Origin of the sequence: Aerophototrophica crusticola (assembly GCF_012913305.1) — a bacterium.
Lineage (GTDB): Bacteria > Pseudomonadota > Alphaproteobacteria > Azospirillales > Azospirillaceae > Niveispirillum > Niveispirillum crusticola.
The window spans coordinates 125586-144237 of record NZ_CP051775.1 but is presented as its reverse complement, the minus strand read 5'-3'; the positions used below and the strand labels follow the sequence as shown (position 1 = coordinate 144237).

The window sequence follows — 18652 nt, the reverse complement described above, 5'->3', positions numbered from 1 at the left end:
TATGGGATCGTCGGATTACGCTCCGCTAATCCGACCTACGATGGGTTGCCCATCACTGCCCGGATCAGCGCCTTCGCCTCCTCCCCGACCAGTCGGCGGCACCCGGCAGGCGGCCCACCTCACGGCCTTCCCGGTCCACCAGGATGCTGGTGGGCAGGCCCGGCAGGGGCTGGGCGGCCTTCATGGCGGTCATCTGGGGGTCCAGGTAGGGGGCCAGGGCCTTGATGCCGTTGGCGTCGAAGAAGGGCTTGACCTCGGTCAGGCCGCCGCGGTCGAGGGAGATGGCGACCACCTCGAAGTCCGCCCCGCCCAGCTCCGCCTGCAACCGATCCAGCGACGGCATCTCCTTCACGCAAGGCGCGCACCAGGTGGCCCAGAGGTTGACCAGCAGCACCTTGCCCTTGCGGTCGGCCAGGGTCAGGTCCTTGCCGTCGGCGTCCTTGAAGGTGAAGGCGGGGGCGGCGGGGCGGCCCTCCGTATAAGCGAAGGAGCGGGACTCGCCCTTGAACTCCGGCAGGCCCGCCGGGGTGGGGATGGCGGGCTTGGGCGCCGTGGTGGCGGTGTCGGCAGCCCTGTTCGCCCCGTCGTCCCCACAGCCGCTCAGGGCAAGCATGCAAGCCGCGGCCAGGATGACCGTTGCGGTGCGCCGCAAAATCGCCATTCTCTCCCTCTCACCTTCCGTGTTCCGCGACAGAACTCGGGTGGCAGAGCCCGCCTTTCAACCAGCCGAAGCGCCGCAGCCCGAGATGACAGACCCCAAAAGCCAGACTGACGCCGGCGCCAATTCCTTGTGGGGCGGCCGGTTCGCGGCCGGCCCCTCGGCCATCATGCAACGCATCAACGCCAGCATCGGCTTTGACAAGGCCCTGTGGCGGCAGGACATCGCGGGGTCCAAGGCCCACGCCGCCATGCTGGCACGGCAGGGGATCATCGGCGAGTCCGACCGGGACGCCATCCTGGCCGGGCTTGACCAGGTGGCGCAGGAGATCGCGGAGGGGCGCTTCCAGTTCAGCGAGGACCTGGAAGACATCCACATGAACGTGGAGTCCCGCCTGCGGGAGATCATCGGCGAGCCCGCCGGCCGCCTGCACACGGCCCGCAGCCGCAACGACCAGGTCGCCACCGACTTCAAGCTGTGGGTGCGTGACGCGCTGGACCGGCTGGACGGGGACCTGAAGGCGTTGCAGGCCGCCCTGATCGATCGGGCGGAAGAGCATGCCGGCACGATCATGCCGGGCTTCACCCATCTTCAGACAGCCCAGCCCGTGACCTTCGGCCACCATCTGCTGGCCTATGTGGAGATGCTGGGCCGCGACCGGTCCCGGGCGCTGGACGCGCGGGCGCGGCTGAACGAGTGCCCCCTGGGCAGCGCCGCCCTGGCAGGCACCCCCTATCCCATCGACCGGGAGATGACGGCCTGGGCCCTGGGCTTCGACCGGCCCACGGCGAACAGCCTGGACGCCGTGTCCGACCGGGACTTCGCGTTGGAATACCTGTCCCTGGCCAGCATCTGCGCCACCCACCTGTCGCGGCTGGCGGAGGAGGTGGTGCTGTGGTGCACGACCCAGTTCCGCTTCGTCAGGCTGACAGATGCTTTCACGACGGGCAGTTCCATCATGCCGCAGAAGCGCAACCCGGACGCGGCGGAGCTGGTGCGCGCCAAGGCCGGCCGGGTGATCGGCGCCCTGAACGGGCTGCTGGTGGTCATGAAGGGCCTGCCGTTGGCCTATTCCAAGGACATGCAGGAGGACAAGGAGCCGGTCTTCCAGGCGGATGAGACGCTTGCCCTTTGTCTGGCCGCCACGACCGGCATGGTCCGCGACCTGACCGCCGACCCGGACGCCATGCGCCGCGCGGTGGAGGCCGGGTTCCCCACCGCCACCGACTTGGCGGACTGGCTGGTCCGCTCCCTGGGACTGCCGTTCCGGGAGGCGCACCACGTCACCGGCCGCATCGTCAAGCTGGCGGAGGAGCGGGGCGTGGGCCTGTCCGCCCTGCCGTTGGAGGCCATGCGCACCGTCCACCCGGCCATCACGGAGGATGTCTTCGGGGTGTTGACCCTGGAGGCCTCCGTGGCGTCGCGCACCAGCTTCGGCGGCACCGCCCCGGACCGGGTGCGGGAGGCCGTCGCCGCCGCGAGGGAGCGTTTCCTGTGAAGAAGACCGTCCCCATCCTGTTGGCCCTGTCCGCCTGGCCCTGGCCGGCTGCGGCGTGAAGCCCGGCTTCCCCCTGGCCCCGGAAGGCAGCCCGGCGCCCCGAACCTATCCCGACCCGGCCCTGGACCCGCCCGGCAGTACCGTGCCCTCCCGGCCACCGACCCCAACCGCCCCGCCACGCCCACGGGCCCCGGCACCCTACCCCAGGGCACCCTGTCCGGCGTGCCCGTCCCACCGATTCCCGGAACGAGATGAGCTGCTTCCCCACCCCCGGCTTCGCCTATGTCGGCGGCGCCCTGCATGCCGAGGGCGTGCCCCTGTCCCGCATCGCCGACGCGGTCGGCACGCCGGCCTACGTCTATTCCACGGCCGGGCTGGAGGCCAACTGGCACGCCTATGACGACGTGCTGGCCCCCTACCGCGCCAAGGGGCTGGGCATCGACATCTGCTACGCGCTGAAGGCCAACAGCAACCTGGCCGTCATCCGCACCCTGGCCAACCTTGGCGCCGGCGCCGACGTGGTGTCGGAGGGGGAGATGCGCCGCGCCCTGGCCGCCGGCATCCCGGCGGACCGCATCGTCTTTTCCGGTGTCGGCAAGACGCCGGAGGAGGTCGCCGCCGCCCTCACCGTCGGCATCCACCAGTTGAACGTTGAGAGCTTCCCCGAGCTGGAGATGGTCAGCGCCGTCGCCACCCGGCTGGGCAAGCCCGCCCCCATCGCCATCCGCATCAACCCCGACGTGGATGCCGGGACCCACGGCAAGATCGCCACGGGCCGGAAAGAGGACAAGTTCGGCATCGACCTGTCCCTGGCGCGCGACGCCTTCGCCAGGGCCAAGGCGTTGCCGGGCCTGCAACCCGTCGCCGTCGCCATCCATATCGGCTCCCAGCTCCTGAAGACCACGCCCTTCCGCCAGGCCTTCGGCAAAGTGGCGGAGCTGGTGCAGGTGCTGCGGGAGGATGGCATTCCCATCAGCCGCATCGACCTTGGCGGCGGTCTGGGCGTGCCCTACCGCCCCTCGGACGCGGAGCCGGACCACCATTCCTATGTCGCCGCCATCTTCGAGACGGTGGGTCACCTGGGCTGCCAGGTGACGCTGGAGCCGGGCCGGTCCTTGGTGGCCAGCGCCGGGCTGCTGCTGGCCCGGGTGAACTTCGTCAAGGAGGGGCTGCACCGCCGCTTCCTGGTGCTGGACGCGGCCATGAACGACCTGATGCGCCCGGCCCTGTACGACGCCTGGCACACGCTGCTGCCGGTGGAGGAACCTTCCCCCGCCTCCCCCCTTTCCCCGGTGGACGTGGTGGGGCCCGTCTGCGAAAGCGGTGACACCTTCGCGAAACAGCGGGAGATGCCGCCGGTGGCGCCCGGCGCCCTGGTGGCGTTCCTGACGGCGGGGGCCTATGGCGCGGCCATGTCGGGCACCTACAACAGCCGCCCGCTGGTGCCGGAGGTGCTGGTGACGGGCGACAGCTTTGCCGTCGTGCGCCGCCGCCCTAGTTTTGAGGAGAGCCTGGCCCTGGAAAAGATGCCGGACTGGCTCTCGCCAACCCCCGCCTGAGCGCGTTAGGCTCAGGCAACCCGACGCCCGCTGAAGCCAAGGCGATGCTTTGAAGGCGACAAGGACATGCTGAGCCGACTGGGACTGCCCCGCCGCCGCAAGGCCCCCGCTGGACCTGAGCCGTCGGGGCCCCTGTCCCTCGCCCGGGTCGCGTTGGGTTGGGAACGGCTGTGGCCGGCCCTCTGGCCCCCGGCGGGGGTGGCGGGGCTGTTCCTGGCGCTGGCCTGGATGGGCTTCTTCACCGCCCTGCCGCCCTGGCTGCACCTGGTCCTGCTGCTGGGGTTCATTGGGGCCATCGGGTACCTGGGTTGGAAGAACCTGCGCCCTTACCGCTGGCCGACGGTGGAGGAAGCGCGCCGACGGGTGGAGCGGGACAGTGCCCTGAAGCACCGGCCCCTGGTGCAGTTGAAGGACGGTCTGGCCGGCGGCGCCGGCGACCCCCTGTCCCACGCCCTGTGGCGGGCGGCGCAGGAGCGGGCGCGGCAGCAGGCCAAGGCCCTGCGCGTCAACAGCCCCCATCCCAACCTGGCGGCCCGGGACCCCTGGGCCCTGCGCGCCGCGGTGGGCCTGTTGCTGGTGGTGGGCGCCAGCCTGTCCTGGGGTGACCTGTCGGGCCGCCTGGGTGCGGCCCTGGTGCCGGGCATCGGCTTCGGCGGGGTGGGGGTGGCGGTGCAGGCGGATGCCTGGCTGACCCCGCCGGACTATACCGGCCAGCCCCCATCTTCCTGACCCGTGTCCAGGGTGCCGGCCCCGGGGCGCAGCCGCAGCAGGCCGCCGCGGCCAACTCGGCGGAGCCCGCGGAACCCAAGGCAGTGCCCGTGCCCGTGAACAGCGTGCTGCTGGCCCGGGTCAGCGGCGGGACCAAGGTGCCGGTGCTGGCCGCCAACGGGGCGGAGGTGCCGTTCGAGCCCGTGTCCGGCGGCGGCTGGCAGGTCAGCCACCCCATCACCTCGGGCGACCGGGTCGCCATCACCCAGAACGGGCGGGAGGTTGGCGCCTGGCCCATCCAGGTGGTGCCCGACCTTGCCCCCGGCATCACCTTCCGCAACCCGCCCGCCCCGACGGAGCGGCAGGCGGTGCAGTTCAACTATTCTGCCGCGGACGACTATGGCCTGACGAAGGTGAACGCCGTCATCGGCCTGGACCCGGTCCATGGGGAGGCCCTGCCCCCGTCCCTGGGCAAGGACCCCGTCGTCCTGCCGCTGCCCCTGCCGGGCCGCAACCCGAAGGAGGCCAACGCCACCGGCTTCCACGACCTGACCCCCCACCCCTGGGCCGGCCTGCCCGTGGTGGTGCGGCTGGAGGCGCTGGACGGGGCCGGGCAGGTGGGCAAGAGCGCGGACCAGCGCATGGTCCTGCCGGAGCGGGCATTCCGCCATCCCGTCGCCCGCGCCGTGATCAACGAGCGCAAGCGCCTGACCCTGGAGGGGGAGGCGGCGCGGCCGGCGGTGGGCAACATCCTGGACGAGCTGTCCCTGCGCCCCGACCGTTTCGGCGGCGACACGGCCGTGTTCCTGTCCCTGCGCAGCGCCGCCCGCCGTCTGGCGGACGTGGCGGTGCCCCTGGACCTGCCGGACATGCAGAAGCAGCTCTGGGACACGGCCCTGCGCATCGAGGACGGCAACCTGTCCCTGGCCGAGCGGGCCATGCGTGACGCCCAGCAGAAGCTGATGGAAGCCCTGGACCGCAACGCCAGCGAGGAGGAGCTGAACCAGCTGATGCAGGAGCTGGAGCAGGCCATGCAGCAGTTCCTCGACGCCATGGAGGAGCAGATGCGGCAGGCCATGCAGGATGGCCAGCAGCCGCCCCAGGCCGACCCCAACGCCCAGACCCTGGACCGCCAGGACTTGCAGCGGATGATGGAGCAGATGCGGCAGATGGCCCAGAACGGCAGCCGCGACGCCGCCCGCCAGATGCTGTCCCAACTCCAGCAGATGATGGAGAACCTGCGCAACGGCCAGCCGCAGACGGCGGAGCAGGCCCAGCAGGGCCAGCAGATGCAGGAAATGATGGAGAACCTGCAGGGCCTGGCCCAGCAGCAGCAGCAACTGATGGACGAGACCTTCCGCGAGTCCCAGGACGGGGAGGGCATGCCCCAGGGCCAGGAGTTCATGCAGCCCCCCCAGGGCCAGCAGGGCCAGTCCCCCAACCGCCAGGGGCGTCAGCCCCAGGTGACCGGCCCACAGGACCCCACCCAGGGCACCCAGGGCCAACGCCAGCAGCAGCAGGGCCAGCGCGGCCAGCAGCAGGGACAGCAAGGGCAGCAGCAGGGACAGATGCCGGGCCAGAACGGCCAGGGCGGCATGGCCCAGCGGCAGGAGGACCTGCGCCGCCAGTTGGGTGAGTTGATGCGCCAGTTCGGGGAGATGGGCGGGGAAATCCCCCGCCCCTTGGGCCGGGCGGAACGGTCCATGCGGGATGCGGAGCAGGCCCTGCAACAGGGCGCCCCCGGCCAGGCGGTGCAGCCCCAGGCCCAGGCCCTGGACCAGTTGCAGCAGGGCATGCAGTCCATGCAGCAGCAGATGCAGGCCCAGCAGGGCCAGGGCGGTGGCGGCCAGCGCCGGCAGGCGGGCCAGCAGCCCGGCCGCGACCCATTGGGCCGTCCCCTGCCCGGCAGCGGCAGCTTCAACACCGACGACGTGAAGATCCCGGAACAGGCCGACATCCAGCGCACCCGCGAAATCCTGGACGAGCTGCGCCGCCGCGCCGGCGACCCCAGCCGCCCCAAGATCGAGCGCGACTACATCCAGCGCCTGCTGGACCGGTTCAGCCGGTAAGGCAAGCCGACCGGCCCATCGTAGGTCGGATTAGCGCCCGCAAGGGCGCGTAATCCGACGGCTGAAGGCGAGATTGCCGCGGAAACCCGCCTGTCGGCGAGGATTGTCGGATTACGCGGCTTCGCCGCTAATCCGACCTACTTTCCCTCCGGCGCCACATAGGCGAAGCCGATAGTCTTGGCGGCGGTGCCCTTCTCGGGCATGCGGGATTCGAAGCTGGTGGTCTGGTTGGGGAACAGGCGGCGGGCGGCGGGGACGATGCGCCAGCTGAACAGCTTCTTGCCGTCCTCGCCATAGGCGGTGGCCATCACGTCGGGCACGGGGCGCTGGCCGCCGCTGGTGTTCGCGATCTCCCCGCTGACGAACAGGATGGAGGTCCCCTCCACGTCCCGCGCCTCGATCTTCGCCTTGGCCGTGGGGTCGCTCAAACCGGTACCCGGCAGTTCCGCCAGCCCGACCGCCTCATACAAGGCGAAGGCGGGTGGCCAGAGGGCCAGGATGGGGTCGCGGGCCAGCACCACGCCGGCCACCAGCGCGGCCACGGCGGCGCCCAGGCCGCCCCAGCGCAGCCAAGCGCCGCGACGCTTCCTCGCCTCCCCCGGCAGGGCGGGCAGGGTGGTCTTGCCCTTACCGCGGAAGGTCCGCATGCCCGGCATGGGCGGTTCCGGGTCCCGCGGCGGGGGCGGCAACTCATCCGGGTCGCCGTCGGCCAGCAGGTCGGCAAAGCTGACGGACGGCGGGTCCATCCGGTCGGGCTTCGGTTCCGGTGGGGGCGGCAGGTCCGCCGGGCCGTCGGCGAAGGCCAGGGCGGGGGCAGGCGCCGGCTTGGGCGCTGCGGCGGGCCGGGCCTGGGCAGGCTTGGCCTGGGCAGCCTGCTTCGGCGGCGGGTCCTGGTGCCAGACATGGCCGCAGTTGCCGCACTTGACCCGGCGTCCGGTGCCCAGCAGCGCCGCGTCGAGCAGGAAGCGTTTGGTGCACGACGGGCAGGTAAGGATCATCGGGCCACGGGACCGGCGGGGGTTTCAGCGGGTGGCGTGAAAGGGGTACGCCCCAACCCTTATAGGAAGCCCCCCCACGGAACGCAAGCCATGCCCCCGTAAGGTCATGGGGGAAGCATCCCCACGGGGGACAAACAAGGGGCGGGCTTGCGGGGGCCGGGCCGCCGTGCCATCAGTAGGCGGGGTGCCCCGGACGGGACGGCGCCCCCATTCTTGACCATGCCGGAACCCCCGACCCCCACGCCATGAGCCGACGCGGCCAGTTCGACATCCCCCTGCGGCGGGACGCCACCGGGCGCTTCCTGCCCTGGATGATCGCGCTGATGGTCTATCTGGCCGCCCTGGCCCTGGCGGCGGCCCTGGTGCTGTCCGACTTGGCGCGGCGGTGGGACGCGGGCCTGTCCGGCAGCGTCACCATCCAGGTCAGCCCGCCCGCCGGCGACAAGGGCGGGCTGGACCGGCGGGTGCAGCAGGTGCTGGGCGTGCTGTCCGGCTCGGCCGAGGTGGTGGACGCCAAGACCCTGCCCAAGGAGGACGCGACCCGGCTGGTGGAGCCCTGGCTGGGCCAGGGTGCCCTGGTGGCGGAGCTGCCCCTGCCTGCCCTGGTGGATGTCCGGCTTGCCCCGGTGCCGACGTGGATGCCCTGAAGAAGCGGGTGGAGGCAGCCGTCCCCGGCGCGGTGCTGGAAGACCCGGCCCGCTGGCTGGCGGACCTGCGCCGGCTGGCCACGGCCGTGCAGGCCCTGGCCGTGGCCATCATCGGGCTGGTGGGCGGGGCGGCGGTGGCCACCGTCATCTATGCCGCCGCGGCGGGTTTCGCGGTGCACCGGTCGGAGGTGGAGCTGCTGCACGTCATCGGCGCGTCCGACGGCTATGTGGCCGCCCAATTCCAGCGCCACGTGCTGCGCCTGACCCTGTTCGGCGGCGGCGTGGGCCTGGGCTTGGCGCTGCTGACCCTGTTCGGCTTGGCACGGGCCGGCCGGAACCTGGACGCGGCCCTACTGCCGGAGGTGACGCTGAGCCCGCCGCAACTGGCCCTGCTGCTGGCGGTGCCGGCGGTGGCCTGCGTGCTGGCGGCCCTGGCGGCGCGGGTGACCGTGATGCGCGCCCTGGGGAAGCTGCCATGAGCCCCACCCCATCCGCCGTGCGGCTGCGATTGGCCGTGCGCCGGGTGCGGATCGCCACCCGGCGGACCCTGGCTGTGCTGGCCGCCATCGTGGGCGTCTGGCTGGCCGGGCTGTTCGTCTTCGTCGCCTCCCTCCCCCGCAACCCGCCGGCGGACGGGGTGACCACCGACGCTATCGTCGTGCTGACCGGCGGCAGCGAGCGGCTGGGCGTGGGCTTCGCCCTGCTGCGGGACGGGCGGGCCAAGAAGCTGTTCATCAGCGGCGTCTACCGCGGGGTGGAGGTGCGGGAGCTGCTGGACCGCGCCCGCCAGGGGGAGGATCTGGAGTGCTGCGTCGTGCTGGGCTATGAGGCCGACGACACGGAGGGCAACGCGGTGGAAACGGCCCGTTGGGTCCGGGCGGAGGGATATCGGTCCCTGCGCCTTGTCACCGCCAACTACCACATGCCCCGCAGCCTGGTGGAGTTCCGGCGCGCCCTGCCCGACGTGGAGGTCGTCCCCCACCCTGTCGTGCCGCCGCGGGTGCGGCTGGAGCGCTGGTGGAACTGGCCCGGCACGGCCGAATTGGTGGTGGGCGAGTACAACAAGTTCCTCCTCGCCTACCTGCGCGCCACCCTGACCCGTCCCCCGGCCGCGGGTGGTGGGGTTTAGGGCAGTTCCCGGGCAGCCGGAAACGGCCCCGGCCCCCGGGTAGAGGCGCCTGGGGGCGCGTGGAAGGCCCTGTCAGCCCGTCTCACGGTCCTTCTGCGGCGCGTCCTTCGGTTCCACGTTCTCCGCCCCCGCGCGGGTGCCGCCGCGCTTGTCGGCGCTCTCGTCATTGGGCTTCTGGTGGTTGCCGGTGTGCTGCTGGTCCAGGATGGCCCGCGCCTCCGGGTCCCCGTCCGAGGAGCCCGAGGGCATGCGCTGGGTGGGGTCCTTGTCGTCGTTCACCATCCCGCCGGGGCCGGGCTTCTGGGGGGCCTGGTTGGTCATCCGCTCTCTCCTGTCGGCTGTGGCGCCATCGCAGCAGCAACCGCCCAGGGGCCCCGGCGGTTCCCGGCCTGCCTGGACAGGGGGGCGGGCCGGGGCTATTGAACCGGGCAGACCTTCCCAGCCGAGCCCCGCGCCAATGCTCGCCTTCCGTTCCCTGCTGTTCAACGTCGTTTTCTTCGGCTGGACGCTGTTCTGCTGCTTCGCCCTGTTCTGGATGCTGTTCCTGCCGCGCAAGGGCATGGTCGAGGTGGTGCGCTGGTACATGCGCACCCTGTGCCTGATCGAGCGCGTGGTGTTGGGCCTGCGTTACGAGGTCAAGGGGCTGGAGCACCTGCCCAAGGACGGGCCGGTCCTGATCGGGGCCAAGCACCAGTCCATGTGGGAAACGATGAAGCTCCACCTGATCTTCGAAGACCCGGCTATCGTGCTGAAGCGGGAGCTGCTGTGGCTGCCCCTGTGGGGCTGGTACGCGGCGAAGGCGGAGATGATCCCCGTGAACCGGGGCAAGCGCGGCGCGGCCATCGCCAGCCTGCTGGCAGGCGCGAGGCGCATGAAGGAACAGGGGCGGGAGATCGTGATCTTCCCCCAGGGCACCCGCGTGGCACCAGGGGTCTACAAGCCCTACAAGGTGGGCATCGGCATCCTGTACCAGGAGCTGGGCCTGCCCCTGGTGCCCATGGCGCTGAACTCGGGCATGTTCTGGGGCCGCCGCACCTTCATCAAGCGGCCCGGCACTATCACCATCGAGTTCCTGCCCCCCATTCCCCCGGGCCTTCCTAAGGAAACCGCCCTGTTCGAGCTGGAGGCCCGGCTGGAGGACGCCACCGACCGGCTGGTCACCCAGGTGGGCGGCCCGGTGACCGTGAACCCCCACACGGCGCATCCCGGGCTGGTGGCGTGAACATCCCGCGAACATCCGCTTGATCGGCTGATTGGCCCGCCCTACTGTTGAGGCATGCGACCCGCCCACCGGAGGCCCGCGCATGCCCGACGTCGCCAACATCTCCCGCCAGATCTGGGACATGAAGTACCGGCTGCGGCAGCCGGACGGGACCGTGCTGGACGGGACGGTGGAGGATACCTGGCGCCGGGTGGCAAAAGCCCTGGCGGCACCGGAGAAGGACCCGGGCGCCTGGGAGGGGCGCTTCTACGAGGCGCTGGAGGGGTTCAAGTTCATCCCCGCCGGCCGCATCCTGGCCGGGGCCGGCACCGGCCGCACGGTGACCCTGTTCAACTGCTTCGTCATGGGCACCATCCCCGACGACATGGGCGGCATCTTCAGCCACCTGCGGGAGGCCGCCCTGACCATGCAGCAGGGCGGCGGCATCGGCTATGACTTCAGCACGTTGCGGCCCAAGGGCGCCCTGGTCCACGGCGTGGGCGCGGACGCCAGCGGGCCCGCAAGCTTCATGGACGTGTGGGACGCCATGTGCCGCACCATCATGTCCGCCGGCAGCCGCCGCGGCGCCATGATGGCCACCCTGCGCTGCGACCACCCGGACATCGAGGCCTTCATCGACGCCAAGCGGGAGCCCGGGCGCCTGCGCATGTTCAACCTGTCGGTCCTGGTCACCGACGCCTTCATGCAGGCCGTCCAGTCCGACCGTCCCTGGGACCTGGTGTTCGACGGCCAAGTCTACCGCACCGTCCGGGCGCGCGACCTGTGGGACCGCATCATGCGGGCCACCTACGACTACGCCGAGCCCGGCGTCATCTTCATCGACCGCATCAACCAGCAGAACAACCTCGCCTATTGCGAGAACATATCTGCTACCAATCCGTGTGGCGAGCAGCCCCTGCCCCCTACGGCGCCTGCCTGTTGGGGTCGGTGAACCTGGCGGCACTGGTGCGGGAGCCGTTCGGGCCGCGGGCGCGGCTGGACATGGAGGAGCTGGGCCGGGTGGTGCCGCTGGCCGTGCGGATGATGGACAATGTGGTGGACACCAGCCGGTTCCCCTTGGCCGAACAGGCAGGGGAAGCCCGCGACAAGCGGCGCATCGGGCTGGGGGTCACGGGGCTGGCGGACGCGCTGATCCTGTGCGGCGTGCGCTATGGCTCCGAGCGGGCGGTGCAGTTGACGGAGCAATGGCTGCGGGCGGTACGGGACCTCGCTTACCGCACCTCCGCAGAGCTGGCGGCGGAAAAGGGGGCCTTCCCCCTGTTCGACCGGGACGCCTACCTGGACCGGCCCAACGTCCGGGCCCTGCCCCAGGACATCCGCGACCGCATCGCCGCGCACGGCATCCGCAACGCCTTGCTGACCTCCATCGCGCCCACGGGCACCATCTCCCTGTTCGCGGACAACATCAGCAGCGGGATCGAGCCGGTCTTCGCCTTCCGCTTCGACCGGGCGGTGCTGATGCCCGACGGCAGCCGCCGGACGGAGACGGTGGAGGACCATGCCTACCGCCTGTACCGCCAAGCCTTCGGGGAGCATGCGCCGCTGACGGAGGCCTTCGTCACCGCCCAGGACTTGGCACCCGGGGCGCATGTGGTTATGCAGGCCGCGGCGCAGAGATATGTGGACAGCTCCATCTCCAAGACCATCAACTGCCCGGAGGACCTGCCCTTCGCGGCCTTCAAGGACGTGTACCTGCAAGCCTATGAGCTGGGCTGCAAGGGCTGCACGACCTACCGCCCCAACGCGGTCACGGGGTCGGTGCTGTCAGTGCCCGCGGACGAAAAGAAGGACAAGCCGGCACCGGCCACGGCGGACGCGGCCCCTTCCGTGCCCACGCCCTGCGACGCCTCGGGCAAGCCCCTGGACCGGCCGGAGGTGCTGCCCGGCCAGACCTACAAGCTGCGCTGGCCGGAGAGCGACCACGCCCTGTACATCACCGTCAACGACGTGGTGGAGGGTGGCCGGCGGCGGCCGTTCGAGGTGTTCATCAATTCCAAGAACATGGAGCATTACGCCTGGACCGTGGCCCTGACCCGCATGGTCTCGGCCGTGTTCCGGCGCGGCGGGGACGTGGGCTTCGTGGTGGATGAGCTGAAGGCCGTGTTCGACCCCCGCGGCGGGCAATGGATGGGCGGCCGCTATGTCCCGTCCCTGCTGGCCGCCATCGGCGAGGTGATCGAGCGGCACCTGCTGGACATCGGCTTCCTGCACGGGGAGCCCCACACGGGACCGGCCCCGACGGCGGAACCCGCCCGGCGGGAAGGCATGGCCGCGGACCTGACCGAGCCCCGGCTGGCCCAATGCCCCCGCTGCGCCCAACCCAGCCTGATCCGGCAAGAGGGCTGTGACCTCTGCGCCAATTGCGGCTACAGCAAGTGCGGCTAGGCCCCCCGGCCTGTTCACGCCGCGACAACCAGAAACGGGAGGAACCATGCTGACCCTGTTCGGCAAGGACGGCTTCGGCTCGACCATCGTGGAAGCGGCCTGCGTGCTGCTGGGGGAACCGTATGAGCGGGTGGAGGCAGACCCCTTCTCCAGCGAGGACGACCCCAACCTGGAACGGCTGCAACAGGCCAATCCCCTGATGCAGGTGCCCACGGTCCTGCTGCCCGACGGCACGGTGCTGACGGAGAGCGTGGCCATCATCCTGTGGCTGCTGGAGAGGCACCCGGGCAGTGGGCTGGCACCCGAGCCGGGCGACCCGCTGCGGCCCACCTTCCTGCGCTGGCTGGTGTACCTGCCGGCCGCCATCTATCCCATGTACACGGTGGGTGACGTGCCGGAACGCTGGGTCAACGGGGAGGACGCGCAGCGCCTGCTGAAGGAGGCCACGGTTAACCGCACCCTGCGCTGCTGGGAGCTGATGGAACAGGGGCTGAAGCCCAAGCCGGGACAGTTCCTGCTGGGGGAGACCATGACCATCCTGGACCTGTACGTGGCCATGGTCACCCGCTGGCGCCCCCGGCGCGACCGCATCCGGCAGGTGGCGCCCAACGTGGTCGCGGCGGCCGAGCGGGCGGAGCAGGACCCGCGCATCGCCGAACTTTGGGCCCGGAATTTCCCGCCCAAGCCGGCCGAGGGCTGACCGGACGCCCTTGGCGGCCGCGCGCACCCATGTACGCGCAAGCCAAGCCCGCGGATGCGGCGCTGGCGATCAAGGGACACGAGCACCCAGGCCCGTCTCCAGTCAGCTGGAAACGGGCCCGGCCCGACCGATTTACCCCGAAAGAAGCCGGACCCCTACCCGCCCGGCCAGGGGTCCGCGGCGCGCGGGAGGCGTTATCCCTGGTAGTCGGGTGTCCTCTATCCGGGGACGCCGCCACCGGATATCGACCCATGCAGACGTTGGACCAGCCCTGCCCCGTGACGGCGGAGACACCCGCCGGTCACGCGCACATGCTCGGGCTCGGAACGCCCTGGTCCGCGGACGGCAAGCTGCTGGCATTGTTGGAGTTGCCGCCGGTCCCGTCCCCCGGCTTGGCGGGGCGGCGCGGATCTGCCTGTGGGACCCGGCGGCCGGGACCCTGCGACCCATCGGCCAGACCCGGGCCTGGACCCCGGCCGACGGGGCCTGGCTGCGCTGGCTGCCCGGCAATACCCTGTCCTGGGCGGTACCCCGGGGGGACCGGTGCGGCGGCCTGCTGTTCGACCTGGAGCGGGAGGAACGGCGTGAACTTCCCTTCCCTGTACAGGCCCTGCACCCCGACGGGGCGGTCTCGGTCGGCGCCAGCCCGGCGCGGCTGTGGCACTACCTGTCGGGACGACCTGCCGGCTGGCCTTCGGACGGGCTGGTGGCCCCGGGCCTGCTGGCTCCCTGCCCGCGGGAAGACGGCTTGTGGCGCATGGATCTGGCGGACGGCGCCTGCCGGTTGCTGGTGAGCGTCGCGGAGGCGGCGGGCCTGGGCGGCAGCGAGGAGGAACGGCTTTGCCTTCCCTGTCTGCCCACCTGCTGGCCGACCCGACCTGGAATCCGTCGGGCACCCGGCTGGCTTTCCTGCACCGTTGCCTGGACCGGTCTGGCGGGGAACGGGCACGGCTGCTGTCCTGCGATCCCGACGGCGGTGACCTGAGGGTGCTGGCGGCCGAGGTGAGGGGCGCGCCGGTCTGGATGGACGATGACCGGCTCTGCATCGCCCGGGGCAGGGCCGTGGTGCCGAGGCCCGCGCGGCTGCGGCGGCGTTTGGTGCTGGCGGCCGCCGGGTGGCGGCCTGTACGGCGGCGGCAGGCAATCCAGGCGGGGCTGTGGCAAGTGGACGCATCCGGCGGCACGCCGCCCTCGCTGCTGCTGCCGGGAGAGGGGATCGGCAGCGGGGCGGTCCGCCCCCAGGGGGGCTGGTTGGCCCTCGGCGCCGCTGCCGACGCCCGGGCCCTGCGGACCATCCGGCTGGCCGACCTGGACGGGGACAGGGTGCTGGCCGTGGCCCGCCTGCATGCGGGAGCCGACGCGGCCATGGCCCCCATCCCCCGCTGGGACCCAACGGGCCGGTTCCTCGCGCTGGACACAGACGCCGCGGGCAGCCGCCAGGTGGCGGTCCTGGATGCCGCAGCGGCCGTCACTGCCGAGCGCAAATTGGTCGCTTGACATCCGAAAGTATGGACTTCCGCCAAAAGGCTTAATCCCCTACCCTCCCAGGCGCGGGCAACAAGCCCGAGTCATCTTCATAGGGGGTATCATGCGGGGAATGGGGACTTGGGCGGCCACGGGCCTGGTGCTTGGGGCGATGGCCATGCTGCCGGGCACGGCCCTGGCCGACGGCAAGCAGAATTTCTCCCTGCTGAACAAGACCGGCTACACCATTAGCGAGGTCTATGTCGCCCCCAGCAAGTCTTCCTCCTGGGAAGAGGACATCCTGGGTCGTGACGTGCTGCCCGACGGCACCGCCGTGGACATCGTCTTCAGCCGCAAGGAAAAGTCCTGCAAGTGGGACCTGAAGGTCATCTATGATGATGGCGAAGAGGCGGAGTGGGACAACTTCGACCTCTGCACCGTCTCCAAGATCGCCATCAGCTACAACCGCAAGAGCGGTGAGACCTGGGCGACGTACGAGTAAGCATGTCGGTGGGGCTGGCGGCGGCGCCTTCAGTGCCGCGCCGCCAGCCCCACCACTGCCAGGGCCTCCGCCTGCCGGCGGGACAAGGCGTCCACGTCGAAGCCGGCGATCAGCTCGTGGAACTGGCGATACCAGTTGATCTCCGCCTTCAGGTGCAGGAAGACGCTGCCCAGGCCGATGGCGGCGCGGTCCATGAAGACGAACTCACGGGGGATCTCCACCCCGCCCACCTCCCGCAGGGCCATGTGCACCTTGGCGGCGGTGGCTTGGCCGTAGCGGCCGTTGTTCGTCTCCTCGATGGTGCGGGTGCGGTCCTCCAGGATGGGGGCGTAGACGAACTTGGCCCAGATGTTCAGCACCTCCACCATCTGCTTGCTGATGTTCTTGAAGCCCCAGGCCTCATAGGCGTGGACGGCGCGGGCCTCGTCATCGGTGCGGATGGCCTCGTACAGCTCGATCACCCCATGGACGAAGCGCGGCGGGAAGACCCGGATGCAGCCGAAATCCAGCAGGTTGATGTCGTGGTCCGGCCGGACCGTGTAGTTTCCCAGATGCGGGTCGCCGTGGATGACGCCGTAGCAGTAGAAGGGCACGTACCAGGCGCGGAACATGTTCATGGCGATGCGGTTGCGCACCTCCAGCTCCGCCTCCTTGAAGGCGATGATCTTGCGCCCCTCCACCCAGCTCATGCTCAACAGGCGCTTGGTCGACAGCCCCGGCACCACCTGGGGGATATGCACCCCCTCCACCCCGTCCAGCATGCGGGCGTAGAGGTCCATGTGCTTGGCCTCTTGGGCATAGTCCAGCTCCTCCCGCAGGCGGTCGCCGATCTCCGCATGGATCTGGTCGGTGCGGATGGCCTTGTCGTAGCGGGCATAGACGCCGAACAGCAGCTTGAGCTGCTTCAGGTCCGCCTCCACCGCCGACTGCATGTCCGGGTACTGCAGCTTGCAGGCCAGCGCGGTGCCGTCCGGCGCCACGGCCCGGTGCACCTGGCCCAGTGAGGCGGCCGAGGCGGCCTCCTTCTCGAAGCTCTGGAACTTGGACTGCCAGTCCGGCCCCAGCTCCGCCGCCATGCGGCGCTTGACAAAGGGCCAGCCCATGGGTGGCGCGTCCGCCTGGAGCTGGGCCAGCTCCTGCACATATTCCTGCGGCAGGGCATCGGGGATGGTGGACAGAATCTGCGCCACCTTCATCAGGGGGCCCTTCAGCCCACCCAAGGCTTGGCGCAGCTCGGCCGCGTGGGCGTCCCGTTCCAGCCTCATGCCCAGGAAGCGCTCACCCGCCACCCGCGCCGCGATGCCGCCCATGGCCGTGCCGACCCGCGCGTAGCGGGCAAGCCGACCTTGCAAGGTGCTCTGTTCGTCCGTCATGGCAGGAAGATGGTGCTCCGGAGTGCGTTCGGCGAGGGCTTAAGGCGTGTTTACGCTGACCGTAGACACGCCCCGGCGGCGACTGGGGTTTGGCCGCGCGATGCACACCACGGACCGAGCCTCATCCTTTCCGCCGCCCCCACTTCAGCGCCGTCGTCACCTCCGACACCGCACAGGTCTTTATGTCCGCCAATCCTGCCCCGCGGGCCGTGTCCCGGAGCAGCGACTCCGGGAAGGCCCTGCCGCCTTTAGGGAACAGCACCCACAGGGCCGACTTGGGACCGAGTGTCTCGGCGATGGCCGGGACCAGGTCCAGGTGAGCGGGGCCGGTGGCGGTCAGCAGGACCCAGGGTACGTCGGGACGCGGGGCTGCTAGACGGTCGGGCGCGATGCCGGCGGCGTCCAGGACGGCGGACAGGACCGGGTCCGGGTCGGCGCCCAGCATGTCCACCTTGTCGCCGGGCTTCAGCCCCAGCTTGTCCAAGAGGCCCCTGGGGTTGCGGATGCGGCGCAGCCAGTCCCCCGCCTTCGCCCCGATGTCCAGCTCCACCCGGCCCAGGCAAGGGGTGGATAGGATGAGCTTGCCATCGGCCGTCTCCGCGCCGGTCAATTCCCTGAACAGGATGCGCAGCCGGAAACCGCCGCGGAACAGCAGATGGTCCCCCTCCAGCAGCGCCTTGCCCTCGGACACCTTGCCGTCCCAGCGGCAGACAGTCGCGCATTCCTGGCCCATCGCCCCCTCCCCCACGGGAAAGGGGTAGCCTGCCCCGACGCCAACGCCTGGGAAAGGGCCATTCGCGGCGGCGGCGAACCATCCGCGGCGGAGAACCTGCCGGCCCGGTGCGATTCCCCTTCCCCCCGGCGCGAACCGCTCTATATAGGGGTCAACGTATCCCATACGGACCGGCCAGCCCCTCGGTTGGCGCGGCTGGTCTGCTTTGCGGGTGGGCCTTTGGCCCGCCTTTTTGTTTATCTGGGCCCCGGGTTCTCCGGAGGGCCCTGTCTCCAGGGGTGACACAGACGCATGGACGTGGTGCAGCGGATCGGTGGGATGGTGGGGCCGTCGGTGGAGGCCATGGGCTATGAGCTTGTGCGCCTGCGGCTGACCGGTACCGAGCGCCCCGTGCTGCAGGTCATGGCGGAGCGCACCGATGGCCGCGCCATGACCGTGGATGACTGCGCGGAGATCAGCCGCACCATCGCCACCCTGCTGGCGGTGGACGACCCCATCGAGAGCGCCTACACGCTGGAGGTCAGCAGCCCCGGCATCGACCGGCCGCTGACCCGGCTGAAGGATTTCGCCCGCTTCCGCGGCTTCGACGCCCGGATCGAGACCAGCGCCCCCGTGGACGGGCGCAAACGCTTCCGTGGCCTGTTGGAAGGCACGGAGGGTGAGGACGTGCTGGTCCGGCTGGAGCCCAAGAAGAAGGGTGAGGAGGTGCCGGTCGCCCGCGTGCCCTTCGTCCTGGTCGCCAAGGCCAAGCTGGAACTGACGGAACGCTTGCTGGAGGCCGCCGCGGCCGCCCAGGGGCTGGCCGCCGGGACCGAGGGTGCCCTGATGGACGTGGCGCCGCCCGCGGCCGCCGAGAGGCCGGCCAAGAAGGGCGCCAAGCCGAAGAAGGACAAGCCGAAGCGCAAGACCGGCCTGCTCCAGGTGGGTCCGGACACGCCGGACGATATGGACGACAACGGGGCCCAAGGCGCCTGACCGCCGGAACGGCGGCACAGGGGTCCAAGGGT

15 protein-coding genes and 2 pseudogenes are annotated in these 18652 nt (G+C 70.8%); 12 read left to right on the top strand and 5 right to left on the bottom strand.

Annotated elements, in window-relative coordinates; genetic code table 11:
- Nucleotides 1–64: 64 nt before the first annotated feature.
- Nucleotides 65–661: a TlpA disulfide reductase family protein gene (locus tag HHL28_RS00675; RefSeq protein WP_169654510.1), complete on the bottom strand. Its 597-nt coding sequence runs from the start codon at nucleotides 659–661 to the stop codon at nucleotides 65–67.
- An 85-nt stretch (nucleotides 662–746) separates the two neighbouring features.
- Here HHL28_RS00675 and argH point away from each other — a divergent pair, with 85 nt between their 5' ends.
- From argH to HHL28_RS00660, 3 genes and pseudogenes are all read left to right on the top strand, one after another.
- The gene (gene argH, locus HHL28_RS00670; RefSeq protein WP_075771448.1) at nucleotides 747–2156 is read left to right on the top strand and encodes an argininosuccinate lyase; all 1410 of its coding nucleotides are present in this window, start codon (nucleotides 747–749) and stop codon (nucleotides 2154–2156) included.
- 251 nt (nucleotides 2157–2407) lie between these two features.
- Nucleotides 2408–3715, top strand: coding sequence for a diaminopimelate decarboxylase (gene lysA / locus HHL28_RS00665; protein WP_075771446.1), 1308 nt, complete (start codon nucleotides 2408–2410; stop codon nucleotides 3713–3715).
- A gap of 66 nt (nucleotides 3716–3781) precedes the next feature.
- Nucleotides 3782–6492: pseudogene (locus HHL28_RS00660) on the top strand (TIGR02302 family protein).
- Between the two features lie 137 nt (nucleotides 6493–6629).
- On the opposite strand, the gene HHL28_RS00655 reads toward HHL28_RS00660, so the two are convergent.
- The gene (locus tag HHL28_RS00655) at nucleotides 6630–7490 is read right to left on the bottom strand and encodes a zinc-ribbon domain-containing protein (protein ID WP_075771444.1); all 861 of its coding nucleotides are present in this window, start codon (nucleotides 7488–7490) and stop codon (nucleotides 6630–6632) included.
- Between the two features lie 245 nt (nucleotides 7491–7735).
- On the opposite strand from HHL28_RS00655, the gene HHL28_RS00650 reads away from it, so the two are divergent.
- The 3 genes from HHL28_RS00650 to HHL28_RS00640 are packed head-to-tail and all read left to right on the top strand — an operon-like array spanning nucleotide 7736 to nucleotide 9266.
- Nucleotides 7736–8137, top strand: coding sequence for a cell division FtsX domain-containing protein (locus HHL28_RS00650; protein ID WP_169654508.1), 402 nt, complete (start codon nucleotides 7736–7738; stop codon nucleotides 8135–8137).
- Nucleotides 8125–8616, top strand: coding sequence for a cell division FtsX domain-containing protein (locus tag HHL28_RS00645; protein WP_169654506.1), 492 nt, complete (start codon nucleotides 8125–8127; stop codon nucleotides 8614–8616). The genes HHL28_RS00650 and HHL28_RS00645 overlap by 13 nt, the downstream gene beginning before the upstream one ends.
- Nucleotides 8613–9266: a YdcF family protein gene (locus HHL28_RS00640; RefSeq protein WP_083699155.1), complete on the top strand. Its 654-nt coding sequence runs from the start codon at nucleotides 8613–8615 to the stop codon at nucleotides 9264–9266. The genes HHL28_RS00645 and HHL28_RS00640 overlap by 4 nt, the downstream gene beginning before the upstream one ends.
- Before the next feature lie 72 nt (nucleotides 9267–9338).
- Here the strand turns inward: HHL28_RS00640 and HHL28_RS00635 are convergent, their stop codons facing one another.
- Nucleotides 9339–9587, bottom strand: a complete 249-nt coding sequence (locus HHL28_RS00635) for a hypothetical protein (RefSeq protein WP_075771442.1) — start codon at nucleotides 9585–9587, stop codon at nucleotides 9339–9341.
- Nucleotides 9588–9723: 136 nt separating this feature from the next.
- On the opposite strand from HHL28_RS00635, the gene HHL28_RS00630 reads away from it, so the two are divergent.
- The 5 genes and pseudogenes from HHL28_RS00630 (at nucleotide 9724) to HHL28_RS00610 (ending at nucleotide 15539) form a co-directional block, all read left to right on the top strand.
- On the top strand, nucleotides 9724–10488 hold the full coding sequence (locus tag HHL28_RS00630; RefSeq protein WP_075771441.1) for a lysophospholipid acyltransferase family protein: 765 nt from the start codon (nucleotides 9724–9726) through the stop codon (nucleotides 10486–10488).
- Nucleotides 10489–10570: 82 nt separating this feature from the next.
- Nucleotides 10571–12873, top strand: a pseudogene (locus HHL28_RS00625) (adenosylcobalamin-dependent ribonucleoside-diphosphate reductase).
- A 46-nt stretch (nucleotides 12874–12919) separates the two neighbouring features.
- Nucleotides 12920–13573 carry a glutathione S-transferase family protein gene (locus HHL28_RS00620; RefSeq protein ID WP_075771439.1) on the top strand — a complete coding sequence of 218 codons (654 nt, stop codon included), beginning with the start codon at nucleotides 12920–12922 and terminating at the stop codon, nucleotides 13571–13573.
- 840 nt (nucleotides 13574–14413) lie between these two features.
- Complete coding sequence (locus HHL28_RS00615) at nucleotides 14414–15070, top strand: hypothetical protein (protein ID WP_169654504.1); 657 nt, start codon at nucleotides 14414–14416, stop codon at nucleotides 15068–15070.
- 139 nt (nucleotides 15071–15209) lie between these two features.
- Nucleotides 15210–15539: an argininosuccinate lyase gene (locus HHL28_RS00610; RefSeq protein WP_169654502.1), complete on the top strand. Its 330-nt coding sequence runs from the start codon at nucleotides 15210–15212 to the stop codon at nucleotides 15537–15539.
- Nucleotides 15540–15568: 29 nt separating this feature from the next.
- Here HHL28_RS00610 and HHL28_RS00605 read toward each other — a convergent pair whose 3' ends face one another.
- Together HHL28_RS00605 and HHL28_RS00600 are read right to left on the bottom strand one after the other, a co-directional pair.
- A complete protein-coding gene (locus tag HHL28_RS00605; protein ID WP_075771436.1) occupies nucleotides 15569–16912 on the bottom strand; it encodes an ABC1 kinase family protein in 1344 nt (447 codons plus the stop codon).
- A gap of 121 nt (nucleotides 16913–17033) precedes the next feature.
- Nucleotides 17034–17645, bottom strand: coding sequence for a hypothetical protein (locus tag HHL28_RS00600; protein ID WP_075771435.1), 612 nt, complete (start codon nucleotides 17643–17645; stop codon nucleotides 17034–17036).
- Nucleotides 17646–17936: 291 nt separating this feature from the next.
- On the opposite strand from HHL28_RS00600, the gene rimP reads away from it, so the two are divergent.
- Nucleotides 17937–18620 (top strand): ribosome maturation factor RimP, encoded by a 684-nt coding sequence (rimP, locus tag HHL28_RS00595; protein ID WP_075771434.1) that lies wholly within the window; start codon nucleotides 17937–17939, stop codon nucleotides 18618–18620.
- Nucleotides 18621–18652 lie beyond the last annotated feature (32 nt).

Excerpts from the sequence above, each read along its gene's own strand:
- HHL28_RS00650 (WP_169654508.1), top strand. The coding sequence starts at position 7,736 with ATGAGCCGACGCGGCCAGTTCGACATCCCCCTGCGGCGGGACGCCACC.
- HHL28_RS00620 (WP_075771439.1), top strand. The coding sequence starts at position 12,920 with ATGCTGACCCTGTTCGGCAAGGACGGCTTCGGCTCGACCATCGTGGAA.
- HHL28_RS00635 (WP_075771442.1), bottom strand. The coding sequence starts at position 9,587 with ATGACCAACCAGGCCCCCCAGAAGCCCGGCCCCGGCGGGATGGTGAAC.
- HHL28_RS00655 (WP_075771444.1), bottom strand. The coding sequence starts at position 7,490 with ATGATCCTTACCTGCCCGTCGTGCACCAAACGCTTCCTGCTCGACGCG.
- lysA (WP_075771446.1), top strand. The coding sequence starts at position 2,408 with ATGAGCTGCTTCCCCACCCCCGGCTTCGCCTATGTCGGCGGCGCCCTG.
- rimP (WP_075771434.1), top strand. The coding sequence starts at position 17,937 with ATGGACGTGGTGCAGCGGATCGGTGGGATGGTGGGGCCGTCGGTGGAG.
- HHL28_RS00605 (WP_075771436.1), bottom strand. The coding sequence starts at position 16,912 with ATGACGGACGAACAGAGCACCTTGCAAGGTCGGCTTGCCCGCTACGCG.
- HHL28_RS00600 (WP_075771435.1), bottom strand. The coding sequence starts at position 17,645 with ATGGGCCAGGAATGCGCGACTGTCTGCCGCTGGGACGGCAAGGTGTCC.
- argH (WP_075771448.1), top strand. The coding sequence starts at position 747 with ATGACAGACCCCAAAAGCCAGACTGACGCCGGCGCCAATTCCTTGTGG.
- HHL28_RS00630 (WP_075771441.1), top strand. The coding sequence starts at position 9,724 with ATGCTCGCCTTCCGTTCCCTGCTGTTCAACGTCGTTTTCTTCGGCTGG.
- HHL28_RS00675 (WP_169654510.1), bottom strand. The coding sequence starts at position 661 with ATGGCGATTTTGCGGCGCACCGCAACGGTCATCCTGGCCGCGGCTTGC.
- HHL28_RS00610 (WP_169654502.1), top strand. The coding sequence starts at position 15,210 with ATGGCCATGCTGCCGGGCACGGCCCTGGCCGACGGCAAGCAGAATTTC.
- HHL28_RS00640 (WP_083699155.1), top strand. The coding sequence starts at position 8,613 with ATGAGCCCCACCCCATCCGCCGTGCGGCTGCGATTGGCCGTGCGCCGG.